The sequence below is a fragment of the Sphingobium sp. TomTYG73 genome, assembly GCF_055394245.1.
Genome location: NZ_AP027339.1, coordinates 2,453,601 through 2,468,568 on the forward strand (window position 1 = coordinate 2,453,601; position 14,968 = coordinate 2,468,568).

At 61.1% G+C, this 14,968-nt stretch carries 16 protein-coding genes; 13 read left to right on the forward strand and 3 right to left on the reverse strand.

Annotated features, from left to right (window positions below; translation table 11 throughout):
• Nucleotides 1–8 precede the first annotated feature (8 nt).
• The 9 genes from rpsH to ACZ5TH_RS12400 all read left to right on the forward strand — a co-directional run bounded on the left by rpsH (nucleotide 9) and on the right by ACZ5TH_RS12400 (nucleotide 6,876).
• Nucleotides 9–404 (forward strand): 30S ribosomal protein S8, encoded by a 396-nt coding sequence (rpsH, locus tag ACZ5TH_RS12360; RefSeq protein ID WP_087574637.1) that lies wholly within the window; start codon nucleotides 9–11, stop codon nucleotides 402–404.
• Complete coding sequence (rplF, locus tag ACZ5TH_RS12365) at nucleotides 404–937, forward strand: 50S ribosomal protein L6 (RefSeq protein WP_460987202.1); 534 nt, start codon at nucleotides 404–406, stop codon at nucleotides 935–937. Before rpsH ends, rplF begins: the two co-directional genes overlap by 1 nt.
• A gap of 1 nt (nucleotide 938) precedes the next feature.
• The gene (rplR, locus tag ACZ5TH_RS12370; RefSeq protein WP_449470817.1) at nucleotides 939–1,304 is read left to right on the forward strand and encodes a 50S ribosomal protein L18; all 366 of its coding nucleotides are present in this window, start codon (nucleotides 939–941) and stop codon (nucleotides 1,302–1,304) included.
• A gap of 2 nt (nucleotides 1,305–1,306) precedes the next feature.
• Nucleotides 1,307–2,032, forward strand: a complete 726-nt coding sequence (gene rpsE / locus ACZ5TH_RS12375; protein ID WP_449470819.1) for a 30S ribosomal protein S5 — start codon at nucleotides 1,307–1,309, stop codon at nucleotides 2,030–2,032.
• A gap of 5 nt (nucleotides 2,033–2,037) precedes the next feature.
• Complete coding sequence (gene rpmD / locus ACZ5TH_RS12380) at nucleotides 2,038–2,217, forward strand: 50S ribosomal protein L30 (protein WP_196225097.1); 180 nt, start codon at nucleotides 2,038–2,040, stop codon at nucleotides 2,215–2,217.
• Between the two features lie 279 nt (nucleotides 2,218–2,496).
• A complete protein-coding gene (rplO, locus tag ACZ5TH_RS12385) occupies nucleotides 2,497–3,033 on the forward strand; it encodes a 50S ribosomal protein L15 (RefSeq protein ID WP_196225098.1) in 537 nt (178 codons plus the stop codon).
• 316 nt (nucleotides 3,034–3,349) lie between these two features.
• On the forward strand, nucleotides 3,350–4,714 hold the full coding sequence (gene secY, locus ACZ5TH_RS12390) for a preprotein translocase subunit SecY (RefSeq protein ID WP_196225099.1): 1,365 nt from the start codon (nucleotides 3,350–3,352) through the stop codon (nucleotides 4,712–4,714).
• Between the two features lie 44 nt (nucleotides 4,715–4,758).
• A complete protein-coding gene (locus ACZ5TH_RS12395; RefSeq protein WP_449470821.1) occupies nucleotides 4,759–5,415 on the forward strand; it encodes an adenylate kinase in 657 nt (218 codons plus the stop codon).
• A 456-nt stretch (nucleotides 5,416–5,871) separates the two neighbouring features.
• Entirely contained in the window at nucleotides 5,872–6,876 is a 1,005-nt protein-coding gene (locus tag ACZ5TH_RS12400; protein WP_464795111.1) for an acyltransferase family protein, read from the forward strand.
• Between the two features lie 93 nt (nucleotides 6,877–6,969).
• On the opposite strand, the gene ACZ5TH_RS12405 is transcribed toward ACZ5TH_RS12400, so the two are convergent.
• Nucleotides 6,970–7,782 carry a CsgG/HfaB family protein gene (locus tag ACZ5TH_RS12405; protein WP_464771682.1) on the reverse strand — a complete coding sequence of 271 codons (813 nt, stop codon included), beginning with the start codon at nucleotides 7,780–7,782 and terminating at the stop codon, nucleotides 6,970–6,972.
• Between the two features lie 164 nt (nucleotides 7,783–7,946).
• Between ACZ5TH_RS12405 and lepA the strand changes: the two genes are divergently transcribed.
• The 3 genes from lepA (at nucleotide 7,947) to ACZ5TH_RS12420 (ending at nucleotide 11,115) form a co-directional block, all read left to right on the forward strand.
• Nucleotides 7,947–9,752: a translation elongation factor 4 gene (gene lepA / locus ACZ5TH_RS12410; protein WP_449470824.1), complete on the forward strand. Its 1,806-nt coding sequence runs from the start codon at nucleotides 7,947–7,949 to the stop codon at nucleotides 9,750–9,752.
• A gap of 126 nt (nucleotides 9,753–9,878) precedes the next feature.
• The gene (locus tag ACZ5TH_RS12415) at nucleotides 9,879–10,265 is read left to right on the forward strand and encodes a PH domain-containing protein (protein WP_196226667.1); all 387 of its coding nucleotides are present in this window, start codon (nucleotides 9,879–9,881) and stop codon (nucleotides 10,263–10,265) included.
• A gap of 151 nt (nucleotides 10,266–10,416) precedes the next feature.
• The gene (locus ACZ5TH_RS12420; protein ID WP_464794093.1) at nucleotides 10,417–11,115 is read left to right on the forward strand and encodes a hypothetical protein; all 699 of its coding nucleotides are present in this window, start codon (nucleotides 10,417–10,419) and stop codon (nucleotides 11,113–11,115) included.
• Between the two features lie 372 nt (nucleotides 11,116–11,487).
• Here the strand turns inward: ACZ5TH_RS12420 and ACZ5TH_RS12425 are convergent, their stop codons facing one another.
• Nucleotides 11,488–11,784, reverse strand: a complete 297-nt coding sequence (locus ACZ5TH_RS12425) for an I78 family peptidase inhibitor (protein WP_464794094.1) — start codon at nucleotides 11,782–11,784, stop codon at nucleotides 11,488–11,490.
• A gap of 11 nt (nucleotides 11,785–11,795) precedes the next feature.
• Nucleotides 11,796–12,962, reverse strand: a complete 1,167-nt coding sequence (gene rnd / locus ACZ5TH_RS12430; protein WP_464771685.1) for a ribonuclease D — start codon at nucleotides 12,960–12,962, stop codon at nucleotides 11,796–11,798.
• Nucleotides 12,963–13,089: 127 nt separating this feature from the next.
• Between rnd and aspS the strand changes: the two genes are divergently transcribed.
• Entirely contained in the window at nucleotides 13,090–14,874 is a 1,785-nt protein-coding gene (gene aspS, locus ACZ5TH_RS12435; protein WP_464794095.1) for an aspartate--tRNA ligase, read from the forward strand.
• Nucleotides 14,875–14,968: the final 94 nt, after the last annotated feature.

Sequence of the window (14,968 nt, forward strand, 5' to 3'; positions counted from 1 at the left end):
CATTTGAGATGGCATTGACCGATCCCCTGGGTGATATGCTCACCCGCATCCGCAACGGGCAGCAGGCGAAGAAGGACAGCGTTATGTCCCCCGCTTCGAAGCTGCGTGCCCGCGTGCTCGACGTGCTGCAGCGCGAAGGCTACATCCGTGGTTATTCCGAGGAAGCTCTCGGCAAGCACCCGGGCCTGCGCATCGAGCTGAAATATTTCGAGGGCCAGCCCGCGATCAAGCATGTCGCCCGCGTGTCCAAGCCTGGCCGCCGCGTCTATTCGGGTTCCAAGGAACTGCCGGTGGTCCGTAACGGCCTGGGCATCACCATTGTCTCGACGCCTCGCGGCGTTCTGTCCGACGCTGAAGCGCGTGAGCAGAATGTCGGCGGCGAAGTGCTGGCGGAGGTGTTCTGATGAGCCGCACTGGTAAGAAACCGGTTGCCGTCCCTGCGGGCGTCACCGCCGCCATCGAAGGCGGTCAGTTGTCGGTGAAGGGGCCCAAGGGTACCCTCGCCATTCCGCTGGCCGACGAAGTCACCTACAGCATCGAAGACGGATCGATCGCCGTGAAGCCTGCCAATGATAGCAAGCGCGCCCGCGCTTTCTGGGGCATGCAGCGCACGCTGATCGCGAACCTGATCACCGGTGTGACCGAGGGCTTTTCCAAGAAGCTGCTCATCACCGGTGTCGGCTACCGCGCCAACTCGCAGGGCAAGACCCTGAAGCTGCAGCTCGGCTATTCGCACGACGTCGATTTCGCGATCCCGGAAGGTATCGAAATCAAGACCCCGGATAACACGACGGTCGAGATCAGCGGCATTGACAAGCAAAAGGTGGGTCAGGTTGCGGCCGAGATCCGCCGCTGGCGCAAGCCCGAACCCTATAAGGGCAAGGGTATCAAGTACGCCGGCGAGTTCATCTTCCGCAAGGAAGGGAAGAAGAAGTAAGATGGCAAAGCTTTCCCTCTTCGCGCGGCGTCGTCGCCGCGTTCGCACCGCGCTCAAGGCAGTATCGGGCCACAAACCTCGCCTCAGCGTCCACCGTTCGGGCCGTCACATCTACGCCCAGGTCATTGACGATGCGCAGGGCAAGACCCTGGCCGCCGCGTCGACCCTGGACAAGGACGTCGGGTCGAAGGCTCTGGGTAAGACTGGCGCCTCTTCGGAAGCCGCTGCCGAAGTCGGCAAGCGCGTTGCCGCTGCGGCGACCGCTGCCGGCGTCACCAAGGTCGTGTTCGATCGTGGTGGCTTCCTGTTCCATGGCCGCGTCAAGGCGCTGGCCGATGCCGCCCGCGAAGGCGGGCTGGAGTTCTGATCATGGCTGACGAAAACGAAATCCAGGCCCAGGCGGGCGCACCTGCTGCTGTCGAAGGCGGCGAGAATGCACCGACCGAGGGCCGTGGTCCTGGTCGTGGCCGTGGTCGCGGCGGTGACCGCAACCGTGGTGAGCGTGGCGGCCGTGGCCGTCGTGACGATCGTCGCGGTGGTAACCGTGACGAGGAACAGGGCGAAGAGCTGATCGAGAAGCTGGTTCACATCAACCGCGTCTCGAAGACCGTCAAGGGCGGTAAGCGCTTCGGCTTTGCTGCTTTGGTGGTTGTCGGCGACGGCAAGGGTCGTGCGGGCTTCGGCCATGGCAAGGCGCGTGAAGTGCCTGAAGCCATCAGCAAGGCGACCGCTTCGGCCAAGAAGGCGATGGTTCGCGTGCCGCTGAAGGAAGGCCGCACGCTGCACCATGATGGCCTCGGCCATTTCGGCGCGGGCAAGGTGACGGTTCGTTCGGCCCCGGCCGGTACGGGTATCATCGCCGGTGGTCCGATGCGCGCGGTGTTCGAAAGCCTCGGCGTTGCAGACGTCGTGACGAAGTCGAACGGCACGTCGAACCCGTACAACATGATTCGTGCGACCTTCTCGGCGCTGGGCGAACAGACCAGTCCGAAGTCGGTGGCGCAGCGTCGTGGCAAGAAGGTTGCTGACCTGCTTCGTCGTGGTGGCGCCTCGGCCGAAGTCGCGCAGGCTGATGCCGAAGCGATCGTGGAGTAACGGATATGGCGAAGATCAAGATCAAGCAGATCGGCTCACCGATCCGCCGTCCCGCCGACCAGAAGAAGATTCTGATCGGCCTCGGCCTTGGCAAGATGCACCGCGTGGTTGAACTGGAAGACACAGCGGAAGTTCGCGGTGCCATTGCCAAGCTTCCCCACATGGTCGCAGTGGTCGAGGGCTGAGCCTTCCGATCACAATGGAATGAAGCGGGAGAGGGGGAAACCCCTCTTTCGTTTTTTTGGAAGACGCGCTAAAGGCGCGACTTCCAAAATCCCAGCATAGGCTGGGATATCATGCCGGATGGCGAGTTCTCTTGTGAGGAGACCCCCGGTTTCATTTGGCTAGGCGCGACCCGAGAAGTCGCGTTCAGCCGCCAGCGGTCCCAGCCTTCGCTGGGACTTCGGCATGACTGCTCAAAGAGCAATCATGCCTCGCGCGAACATAGCGAAAGCGAGTGCACAATGACGAAGCTTAACGAACTCAATGACAATGCCGGTGCCCGTAAGGGTCGGATGCGCGTCGGCCGTGGTATCGGCTCGGGCAAGGGCAAGACCGCTGGTCGCGGCCAGAAGGGTGCGAAGGCGCGTTCGGGCGTTGCGATCAACGGCTTCGAAGGCGGCCAGATGCCTCTGCACATGCGGCTGCCGAAGCGCGGCTTCAACAACATTTTCGCCAAGGATTACGCGATCGTGAACCTGGGCGCGGTGCAGAAGGCGATCGACGCCGGCAAGCTCGACGCCAATGCGACCATCGACCATGCGGCGCTGAAGGCTGCTGCGCTGGCTCGCGGCGGCAAGGACGGCGTCCGTTTGCTCGCCAAGGGCGAACTGACCGCCAAGGTCAACCTGCTGGTCGCCGGTGCCTCGAAGGGCGCTGTCGAGGCGGTCGAGAAGGCTGGCGGCAAGGTCCAGGTGATCGAAGTCGTTCCCGCTGCCGATAAGGCGAAGGCCAAGAAGGGCACGGCCCTGGCTGCCAAGAAGGCCGCGGCCAAGGCCTAATCAAGCCGCCAAGGCTTGCAAGCATGGCCCCGCTGCCCGATATGGGTGAGCGGGGCTATGTGTTTCGGGCAATGTTCCGGCAGCCTTCCTTTCGTCAGATCGTGTCGCGCACTGTCTCGGTACCGTCAGGACATCACCCGTTTCTCGACTCCGCTCGAAAGGAAATGGGGAACGCAAGGAAGGGCGGGACGCTGAAGGCGCACTTTGTCGCATCATCCGCAAATCCCGGTTCGACAGCGCCCCATGACCCCGCTAAGGGATTAGCGATTCAGGCTGGGGCGTGACCTTGGCCAAGATGTTTTGAAGGGCAGCCAAGATGGCATCGAGAGCCGACCAGCTCGCATCCAATCTCAGCCTGGCAAAGTTCAGCCAGGCGACCGACCTCAAGAAACGCCTATGGTTCACACTGGGCGCCTTGATCGTGTTTCGCTTCCTGAGTTTCGTGCCGCTACCGGGCGTCGACCCGACCGCGCTGTCTCAGCTTTACAAGCAGACGAACGGTGGTGTCCTGGACATCTTCAACACCTTTTCGGGTGGTTCTCTGTCACGCATGAGCCTGATCGCGCTCGGGGTGATGCCATATATCACTGCCTCGATCGTCGTACAGCTCGCGGCCAGCCTTTCGCCGCAGCTCGCCGCGATCAAGAAGGAAGGCGAGAGCGGTCGCAAAAAGCTCAACCAGTATACGCGTTACGGCACGGTTGGCCTGACTGCGGTGCAGGGGTATTTCATCGCGGTCGGCCTCGAAAGCTTCGGCGCGCAATCGGGTGTGCAAGCAGTGGTTGATCCCGGTTTTCTGTTCCGGATCGCAGCGGTCGTTTCGTTGATCGGGGGCACGATGTTCCTGATGTGGCTGGGTGAACAGATCACGTCGCGCGGTATCGGCAACGGCGTCAGCCTAATAATCATGGCTGGTATCGTTGCTCAGCTTCCGGTCACCCTAAGCAATCTTTTCAAATCGGGCAGCGAGGGATCGATCTCGGGTCTGCTGATCGTGATGGTCATCGCATTGGCGGTCGGCTTGATCTTGCTGATCTGTTTCATGGAGCGCGCGCAGCGCCGCGTGCTGATCCAGTATCCCAAGCGCCAGACTCGTCAGGGATTGATGCAGGCGGATCGCAGCCATCTGCCGCTCAAGGTAAATACCGCCGGCGTTATCCCGCCGATCTTCGCCAGTTCGCTTCTGCTGATGCCACTCACCATTTCCCAGTTCGCGGGTAGAACCATTGCCGGTGAGAGCAGGCTTGGGGATTTCGTACTGACGCTGAACCAATATCTGTCGCACGGCAGCCCGGTTTACATGGGCCTTTATGGCCTGGGTATCGTGTTCTTCTGCTTCTTCTACACCGCGGTTGTGTTCAATCCTGAGGAGACGGCAGATAATCTCAAGCGGAATGGCGGGTTTATACCGGGCATCCGTCCCGGCAAGAACACCGAAAATTATCTGGACTATGTGCTGACCCGGATCACGGTGATTGGTGCTGCCTATCTGGCCATCATATGCCTGGTGCCGGAATTTGCCATCGCCCGGGCGGGTATTCCCTTCTATCTGGGCGGGACGAGTCTGCTGATCGTGGTCAATGTCACGGTGGATACCGTGACGCAGATCCAGAGCCATTTGCTGGCTCACCAATATGGGGATCTGATCAAGAAGGCGAAGCTGAAGGGACGCCTTCGCTAAAAGCGCATCGAGGCGCGGCGCAAGAACAGGGGAGTATGCGCAAAATGAATATCATTCTGCTGGGTCCTCCAGGAGCAGGGAAGGGCACGCAGGCGAGCCGCCTGGTCGAAACCCGTGGCATGGTTCAGCTGTCGACGGGTGACATGCTCCGGGCGGCGGTAAAGGCGCAGACGCCGATTGGCCTCAAGGCCAAGGCGGTGATGGAGGCGGGTGAACTGGTTTCGGATGAAATCGTTTCCGGCATCATCGGCGAAGCATTGGATGGGTTGGCCGACAGCACTGGCGTGATCTTCGACGGCTATCCGCGCACCGAAGCTCAGGCCCATTCGCTCGACGCCATTCTTGCCGATCGCGGCCGTACATTGGACCATGTCATCGAACTCGACGTCGATGAGGACGCTCTGGTTGAGCGTATCACGGGCCGCTTCACCTGCGCGACCTGTGGTGAGGGCTATCACGACAGCTTCAAGCAGCCCAAGGTCGCTGATGAGTGCGACAAATGTCATGGGCATGAGTTCAAGCGCCGTCCCGACGATAATGAAGAAACGGTTCGCACCCGGATGGCGGAATATCGCGCTAAGACCGCCCCCATCCTTCCAATCTATGAGGCGCGAGGGATTGTGTCTCGTGTGGACGGCATGGCTGACATGGACGATGTGACTGCGGCAATCGCGGGCATATTGGATCACGCTAAAGGCTGAGATAATTTCTCCCGTCTTTCAGAGGCGGGAGGAAGGCATGCGGAACTCTATTCGGGCCATCCTGGTCACTGCGCTCGCTGGCGGAACGGCCGTCCAAGCGGAAGTTAAGTCTGCGAACGATTCGGCTTCGAGGTAGTCAGCAGCGTCGAAATCCCGGGCGACGTGCAAACAATATATCCTTGATTGCTTCATCGGCGCGCTGGTGGAGCAGCGAACACACCTGCAGGGGCGATGCCGCCAACCTTAGCCGGGATACAAAAGCGGGAGGCTGTTTCTAAGCAACTTGCACGGCTGAAGCGCACAGCGGAGCAGGGCGGCTGACCTTCCAAGCTGGACTCCGCATGGAGGTGCCAGCAACAATATATATCCGACCCTAATATCTTAACCGATTGATTGCTGTTTCATTGCTAATGAATTCGAGTGACTGCATTGCCTACTCGAAACCGCTTGGCGGAATTGGATGCCTTAAGAGGCATCGGTGCACTGTGTGTGCTGGTTTTTCATTATTCCACGCGTTTCCACGAGCTTTTTCCTCAAGCGGCGCACGTGCCATTCAGCTTTCCCGGAGGCAATTATCGCGTCCTGCTGTTTTTCACGATCTCGGGCTTCGCCATATTCTTCACGCTGGATCGGATCGGTAGCGTCGCCGACTTCGCGGTAAACCGGATCGCCCGGCTTTATCCGGCTTATATCGTCGCGATGTTGCTGACCTTGTCGATCGAATATGCGGCAAAGGAGTCCCAATTGCTGGTGGGTCCCAGCGCGATCCTGGCTAACTTCACGATGTTGCAGGGGTTCGCGTTTCTCCCTGAAGTAGACGGCGCTTATTGGACATTGACCGTCGAAATCGCCTTTTACTTCTGCATGATATCCATCTGGAAATGGGCTGGATTGAAACGGCTCGAACCGATGCTGGCATTGTGGCTCGCGGTTCGCGCGATTTATGGGTTATGGCCCGACATACCAGAACGCATCGTCATGCTCTTGGTATTACGCTATCTCCCCTTCTTCATCATCGGGATGCTGTCGTACCGTGTCTGGTCCGGTCAGCGAAGCTGGCGCCAGCAATCTCCCTACGCCGCCCTTGCACTGCTGTCGGTCGCCTTCATGGAAAGCTGGGACGTCACGCTGATGGCCTGTATTCTGCTTGCAGGCTTTGCGGCGCTGATCCGAGGGCATTTGCAGTGGATCGCGTCACGTCCACTGCTCTGGATGGGTGGGATCAGCTATTCCTTCTACCTCATCCATCAGCATGTGGGTTTTGTCGTGATGCTGAAAATGGCGGAGCAGGGCTACAGCCCGTGGCTCGCCTTCTTCTCCGCGTTTCTTGTCGCACTAACTTTGGGCACGGGCATTAACAGGCTGGTGGAGCGTCCCGCAGGCGAGGCGATAATATCGTGGTGGCGACGGCGGCGTGGGAAGAGGTTTGTGCACGCTGAAGCCTCGTCCCGGCCTATTTAATGACGATGTCTATTCCGTCGCACCGACAGTGGTGGTGAGCGGAAGGAGAAGGACAGGGGCTCGGCATTGGAGCCAAGCCCCTACATTAAGATTTTACTGCGCGCGGGGGGCTGCTGCTGCCGCGTTGGCCGGCAACCCGCCCATCTGCGTGACCAGCTTGGTATAGGCATCCAGATAGGCCAGCACGATCACCTGGCCGATCTCGGTATTCTGGTAGCCGCTCGCACCGGCAGCAGCAAAGCCACCCCACCATCCGGCACCGCCGCCGCCGCCAAAGCCGATGTCGGTCTTGCGCGCATAGCCTTCGGTCAGCGCCTCTTCTTCAGTCGTGCGGGCGTTGACGATGGAAAGCGTGACGTTCGCTTCTTTCTTCTTGATGTTCAGGCCGCCAGCAAGTGCGCCGAACGTGCCGCCCATCAGGCCGCCAAGTGCAGCGCCAAAGCCCCCCCCGCCAGAGTTGCGGTTGGACGAGACAATGTCAGGCTCCAGATAATAGTCGGCTGCCTTGACCTGGCCCCGGCCCAGGTTCGATCCAGCCTGCAATTCGCCCGAGTCCGCCATGGCGCGTTCCATCGCCCGGCTCTGCATGGCGCGGCCGCGGTTGACGATGCCGAAGCAGCCAGACTGCTGGATGAACACCTTGAGGATCGCTTCCGGGCTGCCCAGGTTCAACTCGCGCCACCACTGGTTGTCGGGTTCGACGATCGCGACAGTGCCAAGGCGGCGGGTACAGCGGGGAATCTCCTGCTGAGCGCGCTCCTGCGACCTGCGGCCCGAGGAGGCGCCTTTGGTGGTGCCATCCTTATAGGTCTTGCCAGAAGAACTCATATTCGTCTGCGCCATCGCAGACATCGGCGTCGCAAGCATCGATGCTGTCGCGACGAGCGCGGAAACCGTCTTGAACATTGCCCCAAATCCCTTTCGAGCGGTTAATTATGGAATTTTTATTATGGTACGACCCGTTTAAGGCTTGCGTCAATTACCATAGCTCGCGGGCTTTTCCTACTGATGGTCAGGCTGTTTGTAAGCTCTGCTGACAGGCCGGCAAATGGCTGCTATCGGCGCGGTCCATGACCAACCTTTCGCACATCCGTAATTTCTCGATCATCGCGCATATCGACCATGGCAAGTCGACGCTGGCCGACCGGCTGATCCAACGCACCGGGGGGCTGACCGATCGCGAGATGTCGGCGCAGGTCCTCGACAATATGGATATCGAGAAGGAGCGCGGCATCACGATCAAGGCGCAGACCGTGCGCCTCGACTATGTCGCGAAAAATGGTGAGACGTATGAGCTCAACCTCATGGACACGCCAGGCCATGTCGACTTCGCCTATGAAGTGAGCCGGAGCCTCGCCGCCTGCGAGGGCGCGTTGCTGGTGGTCGATGCGGCGCAGGGCGTGGAGGCGCAGACGCTGGCCAATGTCTATCAGTCGATCGAGCATGACCATGAGATCGTGCCGGTGCTAAACAAGATCGATCTGCCCGCCGCCGAACCGGAAAAGGTACGCGCGGAAATCGAGGAAGTCATCGGCCTGGACGCTTCGGAAGCGGTGCTGGCCAGCGCCAAGTCTGGCATTGGCATCGATGACATCCTTGAGGCTATCGTCGCGAAGATCCCGCCGCCCAAGGGTGATCGCAACGCGCCGCTGGAAGCGATGCTGGTTGACAGCTGGTACGACCCTTATCTCGGCGTTGTTATCCTGGTTCGCGTCGTCAACGGTGTCATCAAGAAGGGGCAGCAGATCAAGTTCATGATCGGCGAGACCGAGCATCTGATCGACCGAGTGGGCTGCATGCGACCCAAGATCGAGCAACTGCCTGAACTCGGGCCGGGCGAGATCGGCTTCATCACGGCGCAGATCAAGGACATCAGCCAGACCCGCGTGGGCGACACCATCACCACGGTCAAGAACCCTGCCGCCAATCCGCTGCCGGGCTTCAAGGAAGTGCAGCCGGTGGTCTTCTGTGGGCTGTTTCCGGTCGACGCCAATGATTTCGAGAAGCTGCGCGATTCGATTTCCAAGCTGCGGCTGAACGATGCGTCATTCTCCTTCGAAATGGAGACGTCTGCGGCGCTCGGCTTCGGCTTCCGTTGCGGCTTCCTGGGGCTGCTCCATCTGGAAATCATCCAGGAGCGGCTGACGCGCGAATATGATCTCGACCTCATCACCACCGCGCCTTCGGTGGTCTATGAGATGCACATGAAGGACGGGGAGGTGCGCCATCTGCACAACCCGGCCGACATGCCCGATCCGAACCATATCGAGATGATCGAGGAACCATGGATCGAGGCAGTGATCTACTGCCCTGACGAATATCTCGGCTCGATCCTGAAGCTCTGCCAGGACCGGCGCGGCATCCAGAAGAACCTGACCTATGTCGGCGGGCGCGCGCAGGTGACTTATGAGCTGCCGCTCAACGAAGTGGTGTTTGACTTTTACGATCGCTTGAAGTCGATTTCGCGCGGTTATGCGAGCTTCGACTATCATCAGATCGGGACGCGCGAAGGCGACTTGGTCAAGATGAGCATCCTCGTCAACAATGAGCCGGTCGATGCGCTGTCGATGATTGTTCACCGCAGCGCGGCCGAAGCGCGCGGGCGGCATATGTGCGAGCGGCTGAAGGACCTGATCCCTCGTCACCTGTTCAAGATTCCGATCCAGGCGGCGATCGGCGGTAAGGTGATCGCGCGGGAGACGATCGCGGCGATGCGCAAGGACGTCACGGCGAAATGCTATGGCGGCGACATCACGCGTAAGAAGAAGCTGCTGGAGAAGCAGAAAGAGGGCAAGAAGCGGATGCGGGAATATGGGTCTGTACAGATCCCGCAGGAGGCATTCATTGCGGCGCTGCGGATGGGGGATGAGAGCTAAACACTCCTTCGTTCGGGGTGACCTCCTCCAAGCCCCCTCCTTTCGTGGAGGGCCGCGTTAGCCAAGGATTGACGCGGGCGGCGCATCCATGATCATGTCCGTGCGCACTTCTTGATGGGACGAATGATGAGCGACGCCTGGTTGTATGACGAGCATCCTGCGATGTTTCGCGCGCATCCATTTCTGTTCATCCTGCTGCTGATTTCTGTCGTGGGGCTGCTGGCGATCGGGGTCTGGTGGCTGCGGACGAAGGGGGAGCGGTTGGCATTGTCCGACCGGGAGGTTCTGATGGAGCGCGGGCTGCTGGCCAAGCAGCGGACCGAGATCGCGCTGTCGAGCATTCGCAGCGTGCGCATCACGCAGACGTTCGGCCAGCGCATCTTCGATGTCGGCAATGTCGAACTGTTCAGCGCGGGCGACATCGCGGAAATCGCGGTCAAGTCCATGCCCCGGCCGGGGCGCATCCGGAACATCGCGGCGTCGCGCAATCTGGATTTGCTGCCACAGCGTTGACGGGCGTTCGCGCCCCCTTGACCTGACGCCAATTTATTTCGACCATATGCCCTGACTGAAGGGACAATGAAAAGCCTGTATCCGGGGAAGGATGCCGCTGGGTGACGCTGCTTCGCAATGGCGCGGGGCGCGGTTGCAAAGGGTGTCCTTCATGGCCTTGCCGGTGATGCTTTCGCTGCCTGAATTAACTGAGCCGCAGCGTGAGGCCGTTCGTGAGGCCTGTGGCTTTGCCTGCGTCCGATGCGGCGTCACCATCTATCGCTATCTTCGCCTGCCCGATTCGCCCCAAGCGACATTGCTCTGCCCGACTTGCCACGTGCTGGTGGAGGAGGGGCGGCTGACCACGGCGCAGGTGCAGGGATTTCATACCAATCCGGTGGTTCGGCAGCGGCACTTCGCCCGGGACCGCATGCCATTTTCCTCGGAGTTGCCGACTTTGATCGTCGGAGGCTCACGGCCGCTGCGCGATACGCCGATTCCGCTGGTGCTGGATGGGGAGCCGATCCTGATGTTCGCGCCGCCACGCCGCAGCCGGGGCGCGACGCGGATTAGCCTGCGGCTCGGTGATCCGGACGGCAATCCGGTGCAGGTGATTCAAGGCAATGAATGGCTGGCCGCCAATGGTAGCTGGCGGTTCCTGCTGCGTGGTGATCGCTACAGCGTCATGGCGGCGCGGGGCGAGGGCCTAGCCATTTTGCGGATCGTGGCGCGTAACCGGATCGCCGTGGAGCATCTGCGCACGACCATCCGGGGGCGGCGGCTGGAGGTGACGCCGGATTGGCTGGAGATCGACGGTAAGCGCCATGTGAACCGGATCGGTAGCGGCGCGCTTGTAGGACTGGAATGTTGAGGTGATGCGCCAGAAATGGCGGATTTCCGTCGAAGTTCACAGTGTATGCGCGCGCGAGGGCAGGCGCGCGTGGGCGCGAGGGGGTGATGTGGGACGTTTCAAAGAGAGGGGCCGGATAGGGTTGTTGTGGGGGAATAGGACAGGCGAATTTTGGGCTGGTGTTGGGAATAGGATGGTTTTTGAAGGGGGTGTGGTGTTTGGGTGACTGTGGTCGTCTGCGTTGTTCCCCTCCCGCATGCGTTCAAACGAGGCACGTGACTCGTTTGAAGGGTTAGGGGTGGGGCGAGCTTAGCGAGCTTCTTCATTAGAGACTGGCGTTGCGCTGGCCCACCCCCCGGCCCCCTCCCGCTTGCGGGAGGGGGAGCAGTGTGCCTAACCGCACCTGGCGGAGGTGATTGCCATCTTTTCGTCGTAGCTGACGGTCAGGCGATCGGGGCGGAAGTCCATGGTCATGGCCATGCCGGGGGCGCCCCAGCGGAGGGTGCGGGCGCCGGATGCTTCCAGCAGTTGTGCGCCGATGTCGGCGCTGGCGGTCTGGCCGGCGAAGCGGTCAAGGCCGTGGTTGCGGCAAGGCCCCTCGGCTGTCGCTGGCGTGGTGCCGGGGCCTTGTCCGTCAGCGGCGGTACAGGCCGCCAACAGAAGGGGAATCATCAGCGCCGCTGCCCGCATTATAATTGCTCCTATTCGGTGCGTGTCATCTTGAGGCGGCCGCCCTTCACCGCGAAGGCGAGGCGTCCTTCCACAAGGTCAACGGCATCGCGGCCGAATTGTTCATAGCGCCAGCCTTCCAGGATCGACAGGTCATCGCGAACACCTGCGGCCAGCGCGTCCAGATCGTCGCTGCGGGCCAAGAGGCGGGCGGCGACGTTGATGTCGCGCGAGCGAATCTTGAGGAGGAGCTTTAGCAAATCCGCGACTAGCGCGCCGTCCTTGCCAAGGCCGGGACGCTTGGGATCGCGTTCGGGCATCTCATCCTTGTCGAGCGGCGTGTGGCCGCCGAGCGCCGCCATCAGGCGTGCGCCGATGTCGTTGGTCTTCCAGGTGGCGGACAGGCCGCGTACCTTGCCAAGGTCTTCCTGAGAGCGGGGCGGGTGGCTGGCAATGTCGGCCAGTGTCTCATCCTTGACGATGCGGCCACGGGGAAGATTCTTGTCCTGCGCCTCGATCTCGCGCCACGCGGCGAGCGCCTTCAGACGGCCGAGCACATCAGCCTTGCGGCTGGCGATGCGGACGCGCTTCCAGGCCTCATGCGGCTCGTTCACATAGTTGGAAGGGTCGCAGACGCGCTCCATTTCCTGGTCGAGCCAGTCGCCCCGTCCGGTCTTGCGCAGTTCTTCCAGCATCATCGGGAAAATCTGGATGAGGTAGGTGACATCGCCGATGGCATAATCGATCTGCCGCTTGTCGAGCGGGCGGCGTCCCCAGTCGGTGAAACGCGCGCCCTTGTCGAGTTGTACGCCGAGCCACGCGTCGATAAGGTTGCCGTAGCCGATCTGCTCGCCAAGGCCCAAGGCCATCGCCGCGATCTGCGTGTCGAACATCGGATGCGGGGTGCGGCCGGTCAGGTTGTAGATAATCTCCAGGTCCTGCCCGCCGGCATGAAAGACCTTCAGCACATCCTCATTATCGACCATCAGGTCGAGCAGGGGGCTAAGGTCAAGGCCCGGCGCCTTGGGGTCGATCGCGGCGGCTTCGTTGCTGTCGGCCACCTGGACGAGGCAGAGGTCGGGCCAGTAGCTGTTTTCGCGCATGAACTCCGTATCGACCGCGATGTAGGGTGATTTGGCGATACGGGCGCAGAATTGGGCGAGTGTCTTGCTGTCGGTGATCAGCGGATGGATTTGCATATGGTCTTCGATCTTATTATGGGCTGGCCCGTCGCTCACGGGCTCGTCAATGCTTGACAAGACCGCCCATAGCGGGGCCGCGGCACTTTGTCATTTCCGTAAAACGAAGCTGAAAGATACAATCGCCATGCACGCCTATCGCACTCATACTTGCGGCGCCCTCACTTCGGCCGAAGTTGGCAATGAAGTGCGCGTGTCCGGATGGGTGCATCGCAAGCGCGATCATGGTGACCTGGTCTTCATCGACCTGCGCGATCATTATGGCATGGTGCAGATCGTCACCGAGGTCGACGGTCCCGTCTTCAAGGTGATCGAATCGCTGCGCGCCGAGAGCGTGGTGACGGTGACGGGCAAGGTGGTGGCGCGCGCGCCCGAGGCGGTGAACCCCAACCTGCCGACGGGCGAGATCGAAATCCGGGCGCTTGACGCGGTGCTGCTGTCGGCCGCCGCTGACCTGCCGCTGCCGGTCGCGGGGGAGCAGGAATATCCCGAGGATATCCGCCTGCGCTACCGCTTCCTCGACCTGCGGCGCGAAACGCTGCATGCGAACATCGTCAAGCGGACCAAGGTCATCTCCGACATGCGCCGCCGCATGGAAGGGGCTGGCTTCACCGAATATTCGACGCCGATCCTAACCGCGTCGAGCCCGGAAGGCGCGCGGGACTTTCTGGTGCCGAGCCGCATCCATCCGGGGAAATTCTACGCCCTGCCGCAGGCGCCGCAGCAATATAAGCAGCTGCTGATGGTGGCGGGCTTCGATCGCTATTTCCAGATCGCGCCCTGCTTCCGCGACGAAGACCCGCGCGCCGACCGCCTGCCGGGCGAGTTCTACCAGCTTGACCTGGAAATGAGCTTCGTCACGCAGGAGGATGTGTGGAACACGATGGAGCCGGTGATTGCTGAGGTGTTCGAGCAGTTCGCCGACGGCAAGCCGGTGACGCCAGCGGGCAGCTTCCCGCGCATTCCTCATGACGAGGCGATCCTGAAATATGGATCGGACAAGCCGGATTTGCGTAACCCGATCCTGATCCAGGACGTGACCGAGCATTTCCATGACTCGGGCTTCGGCATCTTTGCGTCGCTGGTGGAAAGCGGCAGCGTCATTCGCGCTATCCCGGCTCCCGGCGCTGGCGCGGGCAGCCGGAAGTTCTTCGACGACATGAACAATTGGGCGCGGGGCGAGGGCTATTCGGGCCTTGGCTATATCAACATCAAGGATGGCGTGCCCGGTGGCCCGATCGCCAAGAATCATGGTGAGGAGCGGACGGCAAAGCTGATCGAGGCGCTGGGTCTTGGCCCCAATGACGGCGTGTTCTTTGCGGCTGGCAAGGAATCGCAGGCCGCCAAGCTGGCCGGTCTGGCGCGTATCCGCGTGGGTGAGCAGCTGGACTTGATCGACAAGGATCGGTTCGAACTGTGCTGGATCGTCGACTTCCCCTTCTACGAATATGACGAGGAATCGAAATCGGTCGACTTTGCGCACAACCCATTCTCCATGCCGCAGGGCGGGATGGATGCGCTGGAGCATCAGGACCCGCTGACGATCAAGGCGTTCCAGTACGACATGGTCTGCAACGGCTATGAGATTGCTTCGGGGTCGATCCGTAACCAATCGCCTGAGCTGATGGTGAAGGCTTTCGAGAAGGTCGGCTTGTCGCAGCAGGATGTGGAGGAGCGTTTCGGCGGCCTCTATCGCGCGTTTCAATATGGCGCGCCGCCGCATGGTGGGATGGCGGCTGGCGTGGATCGCATCGTCATGCTGCTGTGCGGGGCGCAGAATTTGCGCGAAGTGACGCTGTTCCCGATGAACCAGCGCGCCGAGGACCTGCTGATGGGCGCGCCGAGTGCGGCCGAGTTCAAGCAGCTGCGTGAACTGCATGTCCGGGTCGTGGAGCCGCAGGCCAAGGCTTGATCACCCTATCGTCATCCCAGCGGAAGCTGGGATCTCGGTCGAGATTGCACTTCGCCTCCTGAGATCCCAGCGTTCGCTGGGATGACGGGGCAGG

What these genes read in the sequence shown, in the direction of transcription:
- rpsH (WP_087574637.1), top strand. Translation starts at nt 9, where the DNA reads ATGGCATTGACCGATCCCCTGGGTGATATGCTCACCCGCATCCGCAAC.
- rplF (WP_460987202.1), top strand. Translation starts at nt 404, where the DNA reads ATGAGCCGCACTGGTAAGAAACCGGTTGCCGTCCCTGCGGGCGTCACC.
- rplR (WP_449470817.1), top strand. Translation starts at nt 939, where the DNA reads ATGGCAAAGCTTTCCCTCTTCGCGCGGCGTCGTCGCCGCGTTCGCACC.
- rpsE (WP_449470819.1), top strand. Translation starts at nt 1,307, where the DNA reads ATGGCTGACGAAAACGAAATCCAGGCCCAGGCGGGCGCACCTGCTGCT.
- rpmD (WP_196225097.1), top strand. Translation starts at nt 2,038, where the DNA reads ATGGCGAAGATCAAGATCAAGCAGATCGGCTCACCGATCCGCCGTCCC.
- rplO (WP_196225098.1), top strand. Translation starts at nt 2,497, where the DNA reads ATGACGAAGCTTAACGAACTCAATGACAATGCCGGTGCCCGTAAGGGT.
- secY (WP_196225099.1), top strand. Translation starts at nt 3,350, where the DNA reads ATGGCATCGAGAGCCGACCAGCTCGCATCCAATCTCAGCCTGGCAAAG.
- ACZ5TH_RS12395 (WP_449470821.1), top strand. Translation starts at nt 4,759, where the DNA reads ATGAATATCATTCTGCTGGGTCCTCCAGGAGCAGGGAAGGGCACGCAG.
- ACZ5TH_RS12405 (WP_464771682.1), bottom strand. Translation starts at nt 7,782, where the DNA reads ATGTTCAAGACGGTTTCCGCGCTCGTCGCGACAGCATCGATGCTTGCG.
- lepA (WP_449470824.1), top strand. Translation starts at nt 7,947, where the DNA reads ATGACCAACCTTTCGCACATCCGTAATTTCTCGATCATCGCGCATATC.
- ACZ5TH_RS12415 (WP_196226667.1), top strand. Translation starts at nt 9,879, where the DNA reads ATGAGCGACGCCTGGTTGTATGACGAGCATCCTGCGATGTTTCGCGCG.
- ACZ5TH_RS12420 (WP_464794093.1), top strand. Translation starts at nt 10,417, where the DNA reads ATGGCCTTGCCGGTGATGCTTTCGCTGCCTGAATTAACTGAGCCGCAG.
- ACZ5TH_RS12425 (WP_464794094.1), bottom strand. Translation starts at nt 11,784, where the DNA reads ATGCGGGCAGCGGCGCTGATGATTCCCCTTCTGTTGGCGGCCTGTACC.
- rnd (WP_464771685.1), bottom strand. Translation starts at nt 12,962, where the DNA reads ATGCAAATCCATCCGCTGATCACCGACAGCAAGACACTCGCCCAATTC.
- aspS (WP_464794095.1), top strand. Translation starts at nt 13,090, where the DNA reads ATGCACGCCTATCGCACTCATACTTGCGGCGCCCTCACTTCGGCCGAA.